We start from the raw sequence: 17,468 nt of genomic DNA, 5'->3' as shown, positions 1-17,468 counted from the left end.
GTCTGCTTCCAGTTGGCGAGCCCACCAGAGACGAGGATGGGACTGGCCTCGGAAACGCGATCTGGAATGGGTGAGTGCCGCGCCTGATTCAACGGATCGTGTAATCGGCAGCGTCGATGAAGCGCAGAAGCGGGGAGAATCTGCTGGGGTCTCGCTTTACAATAGCGAAGCGGGAACGGGAGGTCTTCTGCTCATCTTTAGAGACGGAACCCAGGCGTCGTTCTCTCCGTCGATCAACCGGCGTAGCCTGGGGGCAGCAAAGGAGATGACAGACCTGCCCTGGTATGTATCCGCCATGGTGCCAACCCTCTATGAGATCGGGCTAACAGGCTACGAGGCCCGAGATATCGCTGATTAGCCGTGCGGCGTATCGACATCGACGACCCAGCTGTAGACATGGATGATTCGCAGCGTCTTACGTACGAAGGCGAGCTGTTTACCGGCGAGGCTGCCGAGTATCAAGGACGTGCCATGATCAGCCTTGACACGTACAGTGAGGGAATCCTGGACGGGCCCAGTCTGGAATGGTATCCGGACGGGGCGCAGCGAAGTGTTGGGGCTGTTCGCATGGGATTCCCTTCGGGGGAGTTTCTTGAATGGCACCCGAACGGGCAAATGTCATCGAAGAAAGTCTTCAGTGAGGACGGGCAGCAACTCAAAGAGGTGTACACGTGGGATGAAGACGGCGCTCTGGCGAGCGCCTGGCGAGACAGTGACAGTTGAGCCCTCCTTGGGGCCCGTTCGTTGGTCGCCATGAGGTCCGGGCCCAACGAAGAGGAGTCCGCAGAGATGCCCACTTCGCTGATGGAGCGCATACGAAACATCAACTGGGATGATGGCGAGGCCTCTTACGATCACGCAGCGTCCCGTGCTGCATTGCTGCGGGAGCATCTTCGGCGTACAGCCTTGTGGGCGCGAGCGTTCAACCTTGACATCGCTTGGCCTTACTTCGATCTTGCAGGCCTTATCGACCCGGCGGTGCGGGCCGACGATAAAATTTTGGCCGAATTGAGGGATTGTCTCGGCGAGGAAGTCGGATGGCCGCAGGTCGAAGCGACGCTGATAGCGGCAGCTCACTGGCACGCTTTTCTCGACAGAACGCAAATAGAGTTGCCCGACCTCGAAGACCCGTACGAGCCATTGCTGGTCATGTACGAACGAGGCGGCGCCTTCACCATGGAAAGCGACTTCATCGAACTCAACGGAGAGACGGTGCCGATTCGGCCACTGCCGGACCATGCCTCTCCGCAACCAGTGGTTGCCCTGGAGCCTGCCGCCCTGAATGCCCTGGACGAAGAGTCCACTGCTGTGACAGAAGGCACGAGGCCCCCACACGCGGAGCCGGTCCACCCATTGGTGGCGAAGCGGCACCGGATGTCCTCCGACTGGTTCTACGAGTTCTGCGCCAAGTATGGAGTCGACGATCCGGACGAAACCAATCCGGAGCGAGCGGCAGAGTACAAGGCCGGACTGGACGCAATTTACACGCAGATCCGCCGGGAGTAACGCTGAGGGAACGGGCGAACGGGAGGCTTGACCGTCGACCTGGTCCTATGGCTGACCGCCGGCACGCAGTCTCGCACCTTGGGTAAGGTGCACGATTATTGGAAAGCAAGGAAGTTCAACGTCGGGAGGATGTTGTGGCTGTCCAGGTACGCCGTCATGGCTGCCCGGGCCCCAGCGATGAGGAGTACGCGGAGGTACTCGGCGAGGGGCTTGCCAACACCATCCGGCGTCTGGACCGGTCGCCGAGCCTGTTCAACAGCGCCATCAACCAAGCGGTCCTGCATGTGAACGCGCGCCTGGCCATGAACCCGGACGCTTCTCAGCTCGATGCCTGGGAAGCGGTCGTCTCGGCGATGCAGGTCGGGTCCGCATTGTTCGCATCGGCGGGGGCCATCTCTGGGGTGTTGGAATGCCGAATCAGTGACGAAGTCAGGCAAATTCCGGCGACCGGCCCACAGTCCTACGCCAACCCTGGTAATTGGCTGACGACGTTCTGGCTTGCTGTTGTTTGCCGTGAACAGGATCGCATGACGAAGCTTTGCGAGGTGCCGGTCGACCTCTTGCGTGCTTCGGGCGCCGAGTACGACGAGTACATCTATCGCTGGGTGGATACCCTGCAAACCTACTGGCTCGAAAAGCCCGGGCTGGTTGAAAAACTTGTCGCGACCATCGAAGCCTCCCGTCCGGACGTCGCGGGAATCGCTGACCCGGATCTGCTGAACAACATCCTTTACCAGCCGATCAACCTCTTTCGTCGGTTTCTGCGCAAGGACCACGAAGCGTTCAACAATGCGCTGCTTGAGGCCCTTAAGGCGCACAAAGAGTACTGGACGGCCAACGGCGAGCGGGAAAGTAGCGTCTCGGGGTACCTCGCCCTCGGGCCACTGGCCATCACTTGCCTTGCTTACGATGCCGGTTTCCCGATCAGCATGGAGTCTGAGTACTTGCCGAGTGAGCTCCTCAACCGGGCCTGGCTGGGTGAGTTTCCGATGTAAAGCGTGGTGCTCCGGGTCGTTCCCTGGCCGGGTGAAGAGATGGACCTGAGGTGACTGGAGACCCTGCTCGCGCAGCGATGGAGCGTCTGCGCTCCATCGACTGGGAAGACGACGACGAGGTTTTCGATCACGCCATGTCGAGAGCCGCGCTACTGCGTGAGTACTTGCGCAGAATGGCCCACTGGGCCCGCGCGTTCAACGCAGAGGCGTACTGGCCGTTTTTCGACCTCGCTCCGCTCGTCGACCCGACCGTTCGGCCAAGCGATGGCGTCATCGCCGAGCTCGATGAGTACCTCAGCGAGCATGTGGGGTGGCCCTCGATCGCGCGCACCTGCCGAGGAGCCGTGAACTGGGCTGCGTTGCGGGCCCAAACGACGGTCGGCCTTCCCGACCTCGAAGACCCCTACGAGCCGCTGCTCCTGCTGTACCAGCGAGGTGGAGGGTTCACGGTCGAGAGCCATTTCATCGACCTGACAGGTGTGGCGGTTCCGATCAAGCCCCTGGAGGAGCACCTCATGCCGGACCCGATCGTCGAATTGGATCCGAAGGTCCTCGATGAACTGGACGCCGGCTCAACGTGACCGACGCGGCGTCAGCCCCTCGCAATGGGTGTTCGGCGCTGCTGCTGATCACCCGCCTCAGGGGCGACGGCCAGGAGAAACAGAGCAGTGAATCCTCAACTCCGTACTTTCATCACCACCTACCTCGACAAGGAGCAGGGGTACGACGTAAGCGGGTATCTGCGTCGAACGCTCAACGGCTTCAGCAATCACTATGCCTCTGCTGTCCGTAGCGAGCTTGAGATGGTATTGAAGTCCCGAGAGCTGTCCATCGAGGACTACGAGGGACTCACCGGCATCGAGTTCGACAACGAGGATTCCCTCTACGACTACCTGGGCAAGATGCACGACTACCTGATCGGCGATCGTGAGGAACAGCCGCTTCCTCCCGGGTAAGAGACGAGGAAGGCATCCGGGGCGGTTGTATGGCAGTTCGTGGTCCCCTTGAGACGTAGCGGAGGCCCCAACCCGATGTACAACCTGATCACGCGTGGTGACACGGTCCCAGCTCGTATCGGTCAGATACTCGCCGGAGAATTCGGCGTCCCGGTCGGCAGTGTCGAGGTCTCGCAGGACGACGACCACGAGAACCGTAACTGGGAGGCCGCCGTCGCCTGCGAATGCGCACGCATCCGGGGTGACCTCGACTGGTCCGTGACAGTGGCGGTGGACGAGTCGGTTCGGACACAGCCCTCAGAGGAGCAGGTGGCTCTGGCCGTGGCTCGTGGCCTGAAGGTATCGGTGCTCTTCCCCGACAAGGAGACCATCCCTTGGATCTGGCGGGTCGCCCTCCCGACGGGTCACTTCACCCATGCCCGCGTCACCGAGCCGGAGAGCGACATCGAGGGCCTGACCGTGGATGCGGTCGAGCTTGCGGTTGCGGACTTTCCTAACGCCGCTGTCATCAAGTTCCCGGAGCGGATTAGGGAACTGTACCTGGTTTCACCAGTGTTGGAGCAGCACGCGCCAGCAGGCGCGACCGAGGAAACGACGAGAGTCTGCCAGTGCGTGGCCAACTGGGAACGCCTCACCATTCGTATGGCCGGTGGCTGGCCCCCCTCTTCCTGGTACCCGGCCGAGATGTACCAGGAAGACCTGGAACTTCGAGGCCTGGTGGAGCAGGACATGGCCCGACTGCCCGAGGCAGAGCAGGCTGCGGTCCGGAAGGCTCTCGGTGAGCTGGACGTGACGTTCCAGGAGCTCACCCTGGACGACGGCGGCTCAGCGCTCGCCATGGCTACCGGCACGCCGGTCGATGTCATGGAGAAGCGCGACTGGTACTGGCGCCGCCGCCCGATCACGCTGCCATGGGACTCGATGGGCTAGGTCATGCCTGATGGACGGTGACCAACCGTGCGTCGCGACGTACCGAGTGCACCACACCGCCCACGTCGACCGGGCCGCCTGACAGCAGGTCGAACGACTGCCGCATGGACATCACGTGTCAGTGTTGGTTGAGCGGGGGTGGACCGCGAATTCCATGCCCGCGGGAACCTGGCTGCGTACACCAAGTCCGCGCCGCACGCGCACCTGTAGTACTCGGGATCCTGTCCCCCAGGACAGGTACTGGCGACCTTGAAAGTCCGGGCCCCGGCGCAGTGGTGGGTGTGACCGCACAACGCTGTCGGGTCAGCTCCCACGCTTGCCGGTGGTCGGCCTGACGCCGGTCAGATCGGCAGACCGACGAGTCCCCAACCTCGGCGGTGGGCTTCGGTGACGACCTCGGACCAGCCGTGGAGAATCGCGGTGAATTCCTCGAACGTGCCGGCCCAGCGTCCCGGGTCGGCTGCGTGAGTGTCGAAGGGCCGGCGCAATCTCCCGAACTCGGGCCCCACCACATCCCACGCCTGAGCCAGGGCGGGCACGTCCTGGGGCGGGCAGTGGACGAGCAGTCTCCGACGCCAGGGTTCCGCTGCGTCCTGATCTCCGGGGCCGGTGTCGGACAGGTCCCAGAACAGGCCGGCAAGGAAGGTGTCGAGTGGGATGCGCAAGCCGTCCACTACGTGTTCGCGGAGGTCCTCCCACCTCTGGCCCGCCCAGAAGTGTGGCTTGAATGACCCTGAGCCCTCGGAGAAGTCATAGCGCGCACACCACGACGGAGGAGTGGGAGGCAACCACGCCCAGCCTTCCTCGAACGCCTGGTCCTCGTCGTCCGGATACGCGGACTCCGTCAGCGCGGCCTCACGCGCTTCAGAAGGCAGGCTTTCCAGATGCGCCCAGTCGACTATGAGGGGTGTGATGTCCAGTCCCATGACGGCAGCGTACGGAAATGCCGGCAGAACCGACGGTCCCGCGCTTCCAACCGCGACCGCGGGCCCGCCGCGCGCAGGACCACGTCCAGCGCACGATCCGGATCCGCGGCGTAGCAGTTCGCGAACCACGGCATGTTGGCCTCCACCACCGCCCACTCATCCCCGCCGGCCCTCGCCACCACACCCACGTCGAGCACGACCGCGCTCGGCAAGGTTTCTCCGTGCGCCGCGAGGAGGTCCCTCGCGAACGTCCGGACAGCGGCCTCGTCGGCATGTCCCCGCAGTGGCGCCGACTCCAGTCGGCCGAACCTGGCGTACTGGCTGCCCGTCCGGCATTCACCGTCCAGTATGAACAGCCGGAACTCCCTCGCCCACGTCACCACCTCGCTGATCTGTACCGGCGTCTCAGGGGGCAGCTCTCCCACCTCGGGCAGCTCGCTGCCGTCCGCGTAGACGGCGGCCGGAAAGCTCTTGGCGCTCGGCGGCTTCGCGAACAGCGGGCCCGGGAGGGCCCGCGCCTGGACCAGCGTGGTGGAGCTGACCTTCCTCCCGGCGAATGCGCGGGGCAGCGACGTCAGCCAATCGTCCTCCGGCTCCAGCAGAGCGACGTCGAGGTCGTCGACGACCCGTGCCGCGAAACCCGGCCCACCGAAATAGTGGCCCCCGGCCCTCCCCTTCAAGGCCGCTGCGGCACCAGGGCCGGTCAGTACCTCTATGTCCATGCCTCGCCAACGGGCCGCGGTCGCCAGTAGCTCGCCGGTCGTCGAGTACTGCGGCGCGCACGCCAGGTATCTGCTGCTGTTCACGGCACATGACGATGCCACCTCTGCCCGGGCGCGAAAGGATGCCGTTCATGACCCGCTTCAGCGAATTGCTCGGCACGGACTTCGACGGACGGCCGACGAACGACATCGACGACGTGATCTTCGGGGCCTTCGACGAGCCCGCACACCGGGACCGCGTGCCCGGGCTCGTGGAGCTGATGAACGATCCCGCCGCGCCCGAGATCGAGCGCTTCCTGGCCTGCGTGGCGCTGACGACCTGGGGCGAGGCGCCCGGGTACGAAGCGGTGCTCAGGGCTGCCGCCGATCCCCGGAACACGCCCTGGTACGACTTCTCGATCGACCGCAAGTTCTCGGTCGACAGTACCTTTGCGCAGCTTGCGGTCGCCGTGGCCGATCCGGACCTGGCGCAGGAGAAGGGGACCGAGGAGCTGCGGGTGGAGGCGGCTCGGGCTCTGGTGCGGCTCGCCGGTAGCGAGTACTTCGAGGACAAGCTGGGCGAGCTGTTCGACGACGCCACCCTGCGGGCGTTGCTGGACGACATCAAGGACGTCGTCGCCCGCGCCGTGCGAGCCCTCGCGGCAAGTGAGAAGCAGCGATTCGACCTGCCGACGCAGCTGATCGACCTCGCGAGCGGGGTGTCCTCCGTCGACGGCGAGTTGGCGGTGGAGCTGGCCACCAGCGTGCTCCAAGTGGCCTCCTCCCACCGTGCGCTGGTCCACGCCGTCCCCATCGTCGGCCGCGCCAAGGGCCCGGAAGCCCGGCAGTTCGCCGAGTACCTGATGGCGGTCGGGGACGACGAGATCCGGACACTCGTCCGGGAGGCCATGGACCCCGAGCGGTAACCCCGCCCCACGCAAGACGCGTTGCATTCACATTGCAACCGTTGATAGACATGGCCGCCGGTGCGCGCGCCGGCGAAGGCCGCGGCCGCTTTCTGTTTGTATTGATCGATTCGGGGGACTTCCGTGGCGACTCCGCCGCAGCCGCAGCCGCAATCTCAGCCGTACGGCTACCCGCAGGCCCAGCAGCCCTACCCGCCCCAGCAGGGGCAGCAGCCCTACGGCTACCCGCAGGGACAGCCGCAGCCGTACCCGCCTCAGCAGGGGCAGCCGTACGGCTACCCGCAGCCTCCGCAGGCCGCTTGGGGCCAGCAGGCGGGGCCGTACGCGGCCCCGGCGCAGGGGCAGCACCTCTGCCGGCTCTGCGGCGCCGCCCCCGCCGCGAACGTGACCGTCCGCGGCCACCAGGGCATTCTCATCCTGATGCGGTTCCTCCACGTGAAGGGCCCGCTCTGCCGTAATTGCGGTATTCACGTGCAGCGGAACATGACCGGAAAGACTCTCTGGCAGGGCTGGTGGAGTCCGTTCTCGCTGTTCATCTTCACGCCCTTCACCCTTATCTGGAATCTCGTGGTGCGGGCGAAGCTGAACAAACTCCCGGCCCCCGGCCCGGGTGCGCCCGGTATGCAGCTCGACCCGGGTGTACCGCTGCGCAAGCGCCCGGAGGCGTTCGGCGCGCTGATCCCGGTGGCCTATGCGATCTTCCTGTTCATTCAGATCGCCCGGGGTTCCTGAGGGCAGGCCGTGGCGAAGGATTACGACAGCCAACTCCTGGAGTCCGTCTCGGTACGGCGCCGCCGTATGCGCGACGCCCTGCTCCACGGCGCCCAGCGGGCCCGTCGCACGGCGGACGAGAAGCTCGGCAAGGTATTCGCCGGAATCGCCGTCGCCGCCGTGCTCTGCGCCGGCTGCGTGGGCTGGTCGTTCATTCAGCACACCCTCGCCCAGCAGAAAGAACAGCAGAAACAGCAACAGCAGCGGTATGCGCCACCGGCGCCGGCGCCTTCCAAGATGCCTGCTAAAGGAACGGGCAAAGTGACCGAGCCGGACGGGTGATAGGTTCGGGCGCGTGGTGAATGTGGGGGCGAAACAGCGCACGGAATTGAGCAGGATCACCCTCGTCGGCGAACGGCGCCGCGTCGATCTGGTTCTGCCCGCGAACGAGCCGATCGGACGGCTCCTCCCGGACGTCCTGCGACTGCTGGACGACAAGGTGGGCGACCGCCCGGCCGCCCGGCACCTCGTCACCGCCGACGGCACGGTCCTGCCGGGGGACGGCAGCCTCGCCGACGCCGGGGTTCCCGACGGCGCCGTGCTCCGGCTCGTCCGGGTCCATGACGCGCCGTCCGCACCCGTCGTGCACGACGTCACCGACGAGATCGCCGAGGACCTGGACGTCCGCGCCTGGCGCTGGCGGCCCGAGGCGCGGCAGTGGACGGCGAGCCTGGCCACCGTCGCCCTGGCCGTCACCGCCGGTGTGCTGGCCCGCGCGAGCCTCGGACCGGCCGCCGTTGCCGCCGCCCTCGCCGGGATCGCCGCGCTGGTGGCGGCCGCCGGCGCGGTGGCCGCCCGGACCGGAAACCAGGAGGCCGCCCGGACCGGAAACCGGGAGGGCGGCCGCGAACTCGGCACGCCCCTGATGCTCGCCGGCGGCGCGCTCGGCACCCTCGCCGCGTGGACCGCCGCCGACGCGCACGCCTGGCACGCCCCCGCCCGCCTCGGCGCCGTCGCCGGCGCGCTCGCCCTCCTCCTGACCCTGCTCGGGCTGTTCTCACGGCTCGGCAAGGGCGGACTGATCGGCGCCGGCGCCCTCGTGGCCACCACCGGGGCCTGGGAGGCCGTCGCGGCGCTCCAGCACGACCCGGCACGCGCCGGGTCCGTCATGGCCGTCGTCTCCGTCGTCGTCCTCGGCCTGCTGCCCCGGCTCGCGCTGATGGCCGCCGGACTCACCGCACTCGACGACCGGCGCTCCGGCGGCGCCTCCGTCAGCCGCCACGAGGTCGAGACCGCGCTCGCGGCCACCCACCGGGGCCTGGCCCTGGCCACGGTCGTCGTCGCCGCGTCCGGCACGGCCGGCGGACTGCTGGCCGTCACCGCCCCCACCGGGTGGACGGTCGCGCTCACCGGCCTCCTCGCCGTCGTCCTGCTCTCCCGCGCCCGCGCCTTCCCGCTCGTCGCCGAGGTCGTGGCCCTGCTGGCCGCCGCCCTGGTGCTGCTCGTCCGCCTCACCGTGCTGTGGGCCGGTCACACCCACGGCGCGCCCTACGGCCCGCTGGCCGTGCTCGCCGCCGCGGCCGCCGTACCGCTGGCCGTCCTCGCGATCCGGCCCCCCGAGCACGTGCGCGTCCGGCTGCGCAGGGCCTTCGACCTCGTCGAGACCGTCGGCGTCATCGCGCTGTTCCCGCTGGCCGTCGGGGTGTTCGGCGCGTACGGACGCCTGCTCCACCAGTTCTAGTTCCAGGAGAGACACATGTCCCAGGACGACTGGCAGGGCGACTGGCAGGGCGATGTGCTGCGCAGCCTGCGCGGTCTGACGGACGGGCTGGACGGGCTGGACAGGCTGGGCACGCCCGGCGAGCCGGCCGACCGCCGGCCCGCACCGGAACCCCCGGTCCCGCCCGCACCCGCGCCCGCACCCGTCGCGGAGCCCGTGCCGCGCCCCCTGCCCACGCCCGTCACCATGGAACTCCCGCTCCCGGACGAGCTGGTCAAAGGCAAACCGCTGAGCGGCGACTCCGCCGCCCGCCGCACCTCCCGCTCGCTGCGCCGCCTCGTCGGCTCCTCGGCCACCCGCGAGGTGGAGGAGGCGACGCGCGTCGCCCAGGCCCTGCAACAGCCCCTCACCACCGGCCGGCAGATCGTCGTCACCAGCATCCGCGGCGGCGCCGGCAAGACCACCGTCACCGCGCTGCTCGGCCGCACCTACGCGCACTACCGCCAGGACCCGGTCCTGATGCTGGAGGCCGACCCCGCGCTCGGCACGCTGCCCGCCCGGCTCGGTGTCACCAAGGTGCGCTGGACGACCAGCGACCTCGCGCGGATCCTCAACCCCTCGATGCAGCTCACCGACGTCGTCGGCTACCTGGTCCAGCTGCCCGACCGGGGCTGGCTGCTGCCCTGCGGCCAGGGCCGCGTCGGCAACCGGCTGGAACTGGAGGACTACCGGGCCGCGATGGTCGCGCTGCGCCGCTACTTCGGCATCACCGTCGTCGACTGCGAGACCCTGCCCGCCGAGGTGTCGCGCACCGCCCTCGTCGCCGCCCAGGCCCGGGTGCTGGTCACCCCCGCCACCGCCGAGGGCGTCACCAGCACCCGCGCGGTGCTCGACTGGATGGCCTCCCTCGGACGGCCCGGCATGCTCGCCGGAACCGTGGTGCTCGTCACCGCGTCGTCCCCCCACATGACCACGACCCTCGACGTGACCGCCGCGAGCGAACACCTGCGGCTGGACGGCGTGCGGGTCATGACCCTCCCGTACGACCGGCACCTCGCCGCGGGCGGCCCGATCCGCACCGGACTGCTCGGCCAGGACACCCACGAGGCCGTCACCGGACTCGCCGCCGAAGTCCTCACCCGAGCCATGGGCAGGCGAGGCCCGTCATGACCACCCGCACAGTCCACCGCCCCGCCCGCACCACCCGGCCACTGCCGGAGCCCGAGGCGCACACCATCGAGCCGCCGCCCAACCTGCCCGAGGGCAAGACCGGCGGCGCCCTGCACTCCCTCATGCCCATCGCGGGCGTGATGAGTTCCGTCGTCATGATGACGGTCATCCGCAACAGCCAGTTCGCCGCGCTCGGCGCGATCCTGCTGGTCGTCACCGTCGCCGGCTCGGTCGGCATGCTGCTCTCCCAGCGCGGCAAGGCCCAGCGCACCCGCCGCCGGCAGCGCGAGCGCTACCTCGAATACCTGGAGGAACTCCGCGAGGAGCTCGGCGCCGAGGAGCGCGAGCGCCGCGAGGCCGCCCGGGTCCTCGACCCGCCGCCGGAGGCGCTGTACGACATCGTGCGCGACCCCGCCCGGCTGTGGGAGCGCCGCCGCCTCGACGCCGACTTCCTGCGCGTACGCGTCGGCACCGGCAGCATGCCCGTGCGGAACCTGACGGTCGGCCGGCCGGGCGGCGGCGTCCTCACCCCGCCCGACCGCTTCATGCTCAACGAGGCCGGGGCGCTCAAGAATCGTTTCGCCACCGCCGCCGACCTGCCGCTGACCGTCCCCCTCGACGCGGCCGGCGACGTCAGTGTCGTCGGCGACCGCGAGGACGTCCTGCGCGTCGTCCGCGCCCTGCTCAGCCAGACCGCCGCCGGCCACGCCCCCGACGACGTCGCCGTCGCCCTCGCCTGCCCCGGCGAGCGGATGACCGACTGGGCCTGGCTCAAATGGCTGCCCCACACCCTCGACCCCGAGGAGCACGACGGCCCGGTCAGCGCCCGCCGCATCGCCCCCTCGCTCACCGCCCTCGCCCGCCTCCTCGGCCGGGACCTGCGCGCCCGCGCCTCCTACGCCGCCGAGGTGCGCCGCGGACTGTCCGGCGAGAACGCCCTGAGGATGGCGAGCCGGCTGCTCGTCGTCAGCGACGCCTACGGCCTCGACGCAGCCGAGCTGCCCCGCCCCGACGAGACCGTGCCGCTGACCGACATGGGCGTCACCGTCCTCCACCTGGTCGCCGAACGCGTCCAGGAACCCGGCCAGGTCTCCCTGCGGCTGACCGTCGACGGCGACCGCGTCCTGATCGAGGACCTGCGCCGGGCCGAGCCGGTCAGCCGGCACGGCACCGTCGACCCCGTCACCGCCGCCGGCGCCGAGGGCCTCGCCCGGCAGCTCGCCCCGCTGCGCCTGTCCGCCGAATCCCTCGTCGACGCGCCCCTGTCCGGCCCCGTCGACTTCACCGAGCTCCTCGGCATCGACGATGCCGCCGCCCTCGACGTGCGCGCCCTGTGGCAGCCGCGCGGCGAACGCGCCTTTCTGCGCGTGCCCATCGGCGTCGGCGACGGCCGCGAACCGGTCCTGCTCGATCTCAAGGAGTCCTCCGAACTCGGCATGGGCCCGCACGGCCTGTGCGTCGGCGCCACCGGCTCCGGCAAGAGCGAACTCCTGCGCACCCTCGTCCTCGCCCTGGTGGCCGGCCACCCGCCCGAGGACCTCGCCCTGGTCCTCGTCGACTACAAGGGCGGTGCCACCTTCGCGCCCTTCGCCGGTCTGCCGCACGTCGCCGGCGTCATCACCAACCTGGAGAACCAGGCCGGCCTCGTCGAACGCGTCCACACCTCCCTCGCCGGCGAGGTCCAGCGCCGTCAGCAGGTTCTCAAGGACGCCGGTAACGTCGCCGACATCGGCCACTACGCCGCCCTGCGCGAGACCCGCCCCGAGCTGGAGCCGCTGCCGCACCTCTTCGTCGTCATCGACGAGTTCGGCGAACTGCTCACCGCCAAACCCGACTTCATCGACCTCTTCCTCTCCATCGGCCGCATCGGCCGCTCCATCGGCGTGCACCTGCTGCTCTCCAGCCAGCGCATCGAGGGCGGCAAGCTCAAGGGCCTCGACACCTACCTGTCGTACCGGCTCGGCCTGCGCACCTTCTCCGCCGACGAGTCCCGCACCGTCCTCGACACCACCGACGCCTTCAACCTGCCGCCCATCCCCGGCTTCGGCTACCTCAAGGTCGACGTCAGCGCCTACGAACGGTTCAAGGCCGGCTTCGTCTCCGGCCCCTACCGCGGCCCCGCCGTCCGCGACACCGGGGAAACCGGCCCGCTCGTCCTGCCGTACCCGGACTACAACACCCTCGCCGAGCCCGACGCCGCCCCCGGCGACGCCGAACCGGCCATGCGCCACCGCAACCCCGGCCCCACCACGATGTCCGTCATCGTCGACCAGCTCCGCCGCGCGGCCGCCCCCACCCGCGCCATCTGGCTGCCGCCGCTGCCGAAGGCCGTCGCCCTCGACGCCGCGGCCGGGCCCGTCCAGGCCGGCCCGCGCGGCATGCAACTGGCGGTACGGCCCGGCCCGCTGAAGGTGCCCCTCGGCATCCTCGACGACCCCGCCCGGCAGTGGCAGGGCCAGTGGATCCTCGACCTCACCGTCGCCGGCGGCCACGCCGCCGTCATCGGCGGCCCCCAGTCGGGCAAGACCACCCTGCTGCGCACCCTCGCCCTCTCCCTGGCGATGACCCACACCCCGCGCGAGGTCGCCATGTACGGCCTCGACCTCGTCGGCGGCGGCCTCGCCGCCCTCTCCGGCCTGCCGCACGTCGGCGGCATCGCCGGCCGCGCCGACCGCGAACGCGCCGCCCGCACCGTCGAAGAAGTGCGCGGCATGCTCGCCGCCCGCGAGGAGCTCTTCCGCGAGCACGGCATCGACTCCGTCGAGCGGCTGCGCGAACTCCGCGCCGAAGGCCGCCTCCCCGAACTCTCATCCACCGAGATCGTGCTCGTCATCGACGGCTTCGGCGCACTCCGCGACGACTTCGAGGATCTGGAGGACGCCGTCACCGACCTCCTCAAGCGCGGCGGCGGCTACGGCATCCATGTCGTCGCCGCCATGCTGCGCTGGAACGACGTCCGCATAGCCACCCAGGCCACCTTCGGCACCCGCGTCGAACTCCGCCTCAACGACCCCGGCGACAGCAGCATCGACCGCAAACTCGCCGAGACCATCGCCGCCGACGAACCCGGCCGCGTCCTCACCGACGGCAAGCTCTTCGCCCAGACCGCGCTGCCCCGCATCGACTCCCTCGCCTCCACCTCCGAGCTCGGCCCGGCCGTCGAACAGGCCGCCCTGGTCATCGGCTCCTCCTGGTCCGGCGACGGCGCCCAGCGCGTCCGCGTCCTGCCGGCCCGCCTGCCCGCCGGCGCGCTGCCCCCGGTCACCGCCGAGCCGAACCGGGTGCCCATCGGTCTCGACCAGAGCGCCCTCGCGCCCGTCCTCCTGGACCTCTTCCGGCGCGACCAGCACCTGGTGATCCTCGGCGACAGCGAGTGCGGCAAGACCAATCTGCTGCGGCTCGTCGCCCGGGGCCTCATGGACCGCTACGGCGACGACGAGCTCGTCTTCGCCGTCATGGACCCCCGGCGCGGCCTGCGCACACTCGTGCCCGAGGAGTACCGCGGCGGCTACGCCCACAACTCCCGGCTCTGCGGCGCCCTCGCCACCGGCATCGCCGCCGAGCTCGAGAAGCGCATGCCCGACGACCTCACCGCCCAGGACGCCCTCGCCTCGGGCACCTGGTTCTCCGGGCCGCGCATCGTCATCCTCGTCGACGACTACGACATCCTCACCACCGCCGGGCAGCAACCGCTCGCGCCCTTCCTGCCGTTCATCCCCTCCGCCCAGGACATCGGCCTGCACTTCGTCGTCACCCGGCGCGTCGCCGGCGCCTCGCGCGCCCTGTACGAGCCGTTCCTGATGACCCTGCGGGAGAGCGGCACCACGGCCGTCGTCATGACCGGCGACCGGCAGGAGGGCCAGCTCTTCCCCGGCGTCCACGCCTCGGCGCAGCCGCCCGGCCGGGGCACGCTCGTCCGCCGCGGCGAGGCGACCCGGCTCATCCAGACCGCACTCGCGCACGACACTCCGGCCCACGGGGGGACAGCATGACCAAGGACGTGATCGCGCTCACCGAGCGGATGCCGGACGCCTGGAGCGTCCTCGCCGGCCTGCTCGCCGGCGGCCCCGACCTCACCGTCCGGAGCACCGGCGAGGGGGCCGTGGCCCAGCTCTGCGACGCCGACGGCCGCCCGCTCCTCTCCGTCGAGGCCCCGCTGCTCCTGAACGTCCCCGGCGAGGCCGCCCGGCTCCTCGGCATCGAGGAGAGTGCCGGCTCCGTCTGGTGGACCGAGGCCCGCGCCTCCACGGCCGTGCCGCTCGCCGAACGCCTCGCCGGCGCCTTCGCCGGACGTCTGACCACGCTCCTCGGCGGCGCCGTCTGGCCGCCCGGCGCGCCCGGCTCCGAGGACCCCGCCCACCCCGTCGACACCTCCGGCATCACCGCCGTGCCCGAGCCCGCCGCCGCGCAGCCGGCCGTCGACGTGCTCACCGACAAGGTCGCCGTCGTCCTCCAGGACCGCCCCGTCATCGCCATGACCAGCTGGCTCTCCGAGGCCCTGCGCGCGGTGCTGGCCGGCGACCGCGCCCTCCAGATCGTCACCCCCGGCCACTGCCGCCTCTCCCTGCCCACCCGCACCCTGCTCAGCGGCCCGCCCATGCGCTGGGTCGTCCAGGACGAGCGCACCGGCTACTACGACGGGCTCTCCGGCGCGGTGCTGCGCTGGCAGGACGGCGCGTTCCAGGTCGCCAAGGACAGCGACGGGCAGACGCCGGTCGCCCCCGCCTTCACCGAGGCCGGGCGGACGGACGAGCGCCAGCTCCTGCTCTCCTTCCGCACCCGGCACGCCGCCGAGGCCACGCTCGTGCTCGGCGGCGCGCTGGAGACCGCCTGGCAGACCCTGACCGGCGCACCCCCGGCCGGCTGGGGCACCGCCGAACCGGCCAACCTCCCCTGGTCACGCCGCCGGCTCACCGACCTGGCGTACGAGCGGGCGCCGCAGCCCACCTGGACCGTGGTCGTCGGCTCCCCGGACCGCCCGGCCCTCGCCACCCTGCGCGTCATCCGCACCCCGCACGGCGTCGAGGAGGACATCACCCTGGCCCTGGGCCACCGCGCGGGCGAGAAGCCACCGCTGGACGCGATCGAGGACCTGGCGGGCGCGCTGGCCGCCGAACACGGCCTGCTGACCCTCCTGTGCCAGCTCCGCGAGGCACGCGCCGACCTCTCCGTCCCGCCCCGCTTCGAACGGCCCCCGGTCCCGGTCGCCTTCGCCCTGGGCGCGGCGGAGGTCCAGGAACTGACCGCAACCGGCGCATCCCCGATCACCCCCACCAGACCGGGGCCGGCGTACTACTACGCGCTGGGCGACGGGGAGTCGCCGGAGGCCTGGACGAGGTTCGAGAGCCTCCTGAAGCATCTGCGCAAGGACTCTTGAGGGGCCGGCCCCCGACCGGCCCGCCGCCTACCGCCGGAACGCCCAGTTCATGCGGGGTTCCATCACGAACCGCAGAGCCCGCCGCACAGGCGGGCTGCACAGGACGGTGATCATGACGATCGCCAGCACCGTCACCAGCACCTCGCCCTCCGGCCGGCGGACCCACGGGGCGAGGTCGTACCACTCCTTCCACCGCGACAGCTTGATCAGGAAGCCGTGCAGCAGGTAGCCGTAGAGCGTTCCCGCGCCGAGGGTGGTGAACCAGACCTTGTGGCGCGGCACCCAGGCGAAGAGGGAGGCCGTGAGCAGGGCGGCGATGCCGAAGAGGACGAAGGTCATCACGGGGGCCGCCCAGGACGAGTGGTGCAGGCTCTTCACGCTGTAGTTGTGGTAGAGCCACCCCTCGTCGAATCGCGGAGCGACCCAGTACGCCAGGGCGATCGCGGAAGCGAACACCGGCACGGCCGCGATCCGCAGCCACCGGCGACGGAAGAGCTCGAAGTGCTCGGCCTTCATGTGCAGCCCGATGACGAAGTACGGCAGGAACTGAAACACCCGCATCAGATCGAAGTCACCGCCGATGTCCGGCGAGAGCATGGCCAGGATCGCGATCGCGAACGCGACCGGCACCGGCCAGCGGATCAGCTTCCAGATCGGCGTCGTCAGCCGCCAGACGAACAGCGCGGTCAGGAACCAGTTCAGGTACCAGGGGTTCGTCAGCGAGACGGGATCCGCCGGCGCGTCCGGCTCCAGCCAGTGCTGGAAGTACGTGTACGCGACCTCGAAGATCACGTACGGCACGACGACACCGGTGATGAGCCGCTTCACCTTCGCGGGGCTGAAGTCGAAGCCCCGGGAGAAATAACCCGATATGAGGATGAACGCGGGCATGTGGAACGCGTACACCGTCAGATAGAGCGCCATCGCGGCCCGGCTGCTGTTGGTCAGCGGTTCCCAGGCGTGACCCAGCCCGACCAGCACGATGGCCAGGTACTTCGCGTTGTCGAAGAAGGGGTCGCGACCCGTCGCGGCGGCGGGTGACGGGTGAGTGGCGTCCGCCGTGCGGGACGTGGCGGTGGAGGACATTCGACGCACCCTAGCCTACGAATGACTACCGGGCCCCTGGCCTTACCCCGATGAATCGTCACGCCTCCCCCCAACCAGCACAGTTGGTGGCACGATGGGGGAGCGAGTGGGGGCGTGCGGAGGGCATGACTCCCGGAGGCCGGCCAGGTGTTTCCGACCGAAGGTGTGATCTGTTGTGGCCATTTCACTGTCTGTGGTGCTGCTCCTGGCGATCATCCTGGTGGTGATGATCCGCAGCAACAACATCAAGGCGGGGCCCGCGATCGTCGCCATCCTCTTCGGCTTCTTCCTGGCCTCCACGGGCATGGCGCCGTCGATCCACCGCTTCCTGAACTCGATCGCCGAGACGATAAACGGCATCAAGTTCTGAGCTTGATCTTTAACCTGTGCGGCGTGGGCGAGGGGTCGTGGACTTCTTCGATTTCGGTTTCGCGGTGTCTGTTTTGCGTACTGTGTGCACGTCA

The 17,468-nt window shown here is 69.5% G+C and carries 18 protein-coding genes; 15 read left to right on the top strand and 3 right to left on the bottom strand.

Going from position 1 to position 17,468, the window contains the following annotated elements; all coding sequences use genetic code 11:
* The 7 genes from AB0K09_RS15885 to AB0K09_RS15855 all read left to right on the top strand — a co-directional run.
* On the top strand, positions 1-358 hold a 358-nt coding region (locus tag AB0K09_RS15885), incomplete at its 5' end, for a hypothetical protein (RefSeq protein WP_366065944.1).
* Positions 359-360: 2 nt separating this feature from the next.
* Positions 361-723, top strand: coding sequence for a hypothetical protein (locus tag AB0K09_RS15880; protein WP_366065943.1), 363 nt, complete (start codon positions 361-363; stop codon positions 721-723).
* A gap of 66 nt (positions 724-789) precedes the next feature.
* Positions 790-1,506 (top strand): hypothetical protein, encoded by a 717-nt coding sequence (locus tag AB0K09_RS15875; RefSeq protein WP_366065942.1) that lies wholly within the window; start codon positions 790-792, stop codon positions 1,504-1,506.
* 98 nt (positions 1,507-1,604) lie between these two features.
* Positions 1,605-2,501: an immunity 49 family protein gene (locus AB0K09_RS15870; RefSeq protein WP_366065941.1), complete on the top strand. Its 897-nt coding sequence runs from the start codon at positions 1,605-1,607 to the stop codon at positions 2,499-2,501.
* A 77-nt stretch (positions 2,502-2,578) separates the two neighbouring features.
* Positions 2,579-3,082 carry a hypothetical protein gene (locus AB0K09_RS15865; protein ID WP_366065940.1) on the top strand — a complete coding sequence of 168 codons (504 nt, stop codon included), beginning with the start codon at positions 2,579-2,581 and terminating at the stop codon, positions 3,080-3,082.
* Positions 3,083-3,304: 222 nt separating this feature from the next.
* Positions 3,305-3,457: a hypothetical protein gene (locus AB0K09_RS15860; protein ID WP_366065939.1), complete on the top strand. Its 153-nt coding sequence runs from the start codon at positions 3,305-3,307 to the stop codon at positions 3,455-3,457.
* A gap of 75 nt (positions 3,458-3,532) precedes the next feature.
* A complete protein-coding gene (locus AB0K09_RS15855; protein WP_366065938.1) occupies positions 3,533-4,387 on the top strand; it encodes a hypothetical protein in 855 nt (284 codons plus the stop codon).
* Between the two features lie 341 nt (positions 4,388-4,728).
* On the opposite strand, the gene AB0K09_RS15850 is transcribed toward AB0K09_RS15855, so the two are convergent.
* Positions 4,729-5,313, bottom strand: coding sequence for a hypothetical protein (locus tag AB0K09_RS15850; RefSeq protein WP_366065937.1), 585 nt, complete (start codon positions 5,311-5,313; stop codon positions 4,729-4,731).
* Positions 5,286-6,119, bottom strand: a complete 834-nt coding sequence (locus AB0K09_RS15845) for an ATP-grasp domain-containing protein (RefSeq protein ID WP_366065936.1) — start codon at positions 6,117-6,119, stop codon at positions 5,286-5,288. Before AB0K09_RS15845 ends, AB0K09_RS15850 begins: the two co-directional genes overlap by 28 nt.
* A 47-nt stretch (positions 6,120-6,166) precedes the next feature.
* Here AB0K09_RS15845 and AB0K09_RS15840 point away from each other — a divergent pair, with 47 nt between their 5' ends.
* From AB0K09_RS15840 to AB0K09_RS15810, 7 genes are all read left to right on the top strand, one after another.
* A complete protein-coding gene (locus AB0K09_RS15840; protein ID WP_366065935.1) occupies positions 6,167-6,940 on the top strand; it encodes a hypothetical protein in 774 nt (257 codons plus the stop codon).
* A gap of 123 nt (positions 6,941-7,063) precedes the next feature.
* Entirely contained in the window at positions 7,064-7,672 is a 609-nt protein-coding gene (locus AB0K09_RS15835) for a hypothetical protein (protein ID WP_366065934.1), read from the top strand.
* A gap of 9 nt (positions 7,673-7,681) precedes the next feature.
* Positions 7,682-7,993, top strand: a complete 312-nt coding sequence (locus tag AB0K09_RS15830) for a hypothetical protein (RefSeq protein WP_366065933.1) — start codon at positions 7,682-7,684, stop codon at positions 7,991-7,993.
* Between the two features lie 13 nt (positions 7,994-8,006).
* Positions 8,007-9,392, top strand: a complete 1,386-nt coding sequence (eccD, locus tag AB0K09_RS15825; RefSeq protein WP_366065932.1) for a type VII secretion integral membrane protein EccD — start codon at positions 8,007-8,009, stop codon at positions 9,390-9,392.
* 15 nt (positions 9,393-9,407) lie between these two features.
* A complete protein-coding gene (locus AB0K09_RS15820; RefSeq protein ID WP_366065931.1) occupies positions 9,408-10,541 on the top strand; it encodes a hypothetical protein in 1,134 nt (377 codons plus the stop codon).
* A complete protein-coding gene (eccCa, locus tag AB0K09_RS15815; protein WP_366065930.1) occupies positions 10,538-14,533 on the top strand; it encodes a type VII secretion protein EccCa in 3,996 nt (1,331 codons plus the stop codon). Before AB0K09_RS15820 ends, eccCa begins: the two co-directional genes overlap by 4 nt.
* Positions 14,530-15,918: a DUF6177 family protein gene (locus AB0K09_RS15810; protein WP_366065929.1), complete on the top strand. Its 1,389-nt coding sequence runs from the start codon at positions 14,530-14,532 to the stop codon at positions 15,916-15,918. The genes eccCa and AB0K09_RS15810 overlap by 4 nt, the downstream gene beginning before the upstream one ends.
* Positions 15,919-15,945: 27 nt before the next feature.
* Here AB0K09_RS15810 and AB0K09_RS15805 read toward each other — a convergent pair whose 3' ends face one another.
* On the bottom strand, positions 15,946-17,004 hold the full coding sequence (locus AB0K09_RS15805) for an acyltransferase family protein (RefSeq protein WP_366065928.1): 1,059 nt from the start codon (positions 17,002-17,004) through the stop codon (positions 15,946-15,948).
* Between the two features lie 175 nt (positions 17,005-17,179).
* On the opposite strand from AB0K09_RS15805, the gene AB0K09_RS15800 reads away from it, so the two are divergent.
* Positions 17,180-17,374 (top strand): hypothetical protein, encoded by a 195-nt coding sequence (locus AB0K09_RS15800; RefSeq protein WP_366065927.1) that lies wholly within the window; start codon positions 17,180-17,182, stop codon positions 17,372-17,374.
* Positions 17,375-17,468 lie beyond the last annotated feature (94 nt).

The organism is Streptomyces sp. NPDC049577 (genome assembly GCF_040675635.1).
In the GTDB taxonomy this organism is placed as follows: domain Bacteria; phylum Actinomycetota; class Actinomycetes; order Streptomycetales; family Streptomycetaceae; genus Streptomyces.
This window is presented reverse-complemented; position numbering and strand designations above follow the sequence as displayed.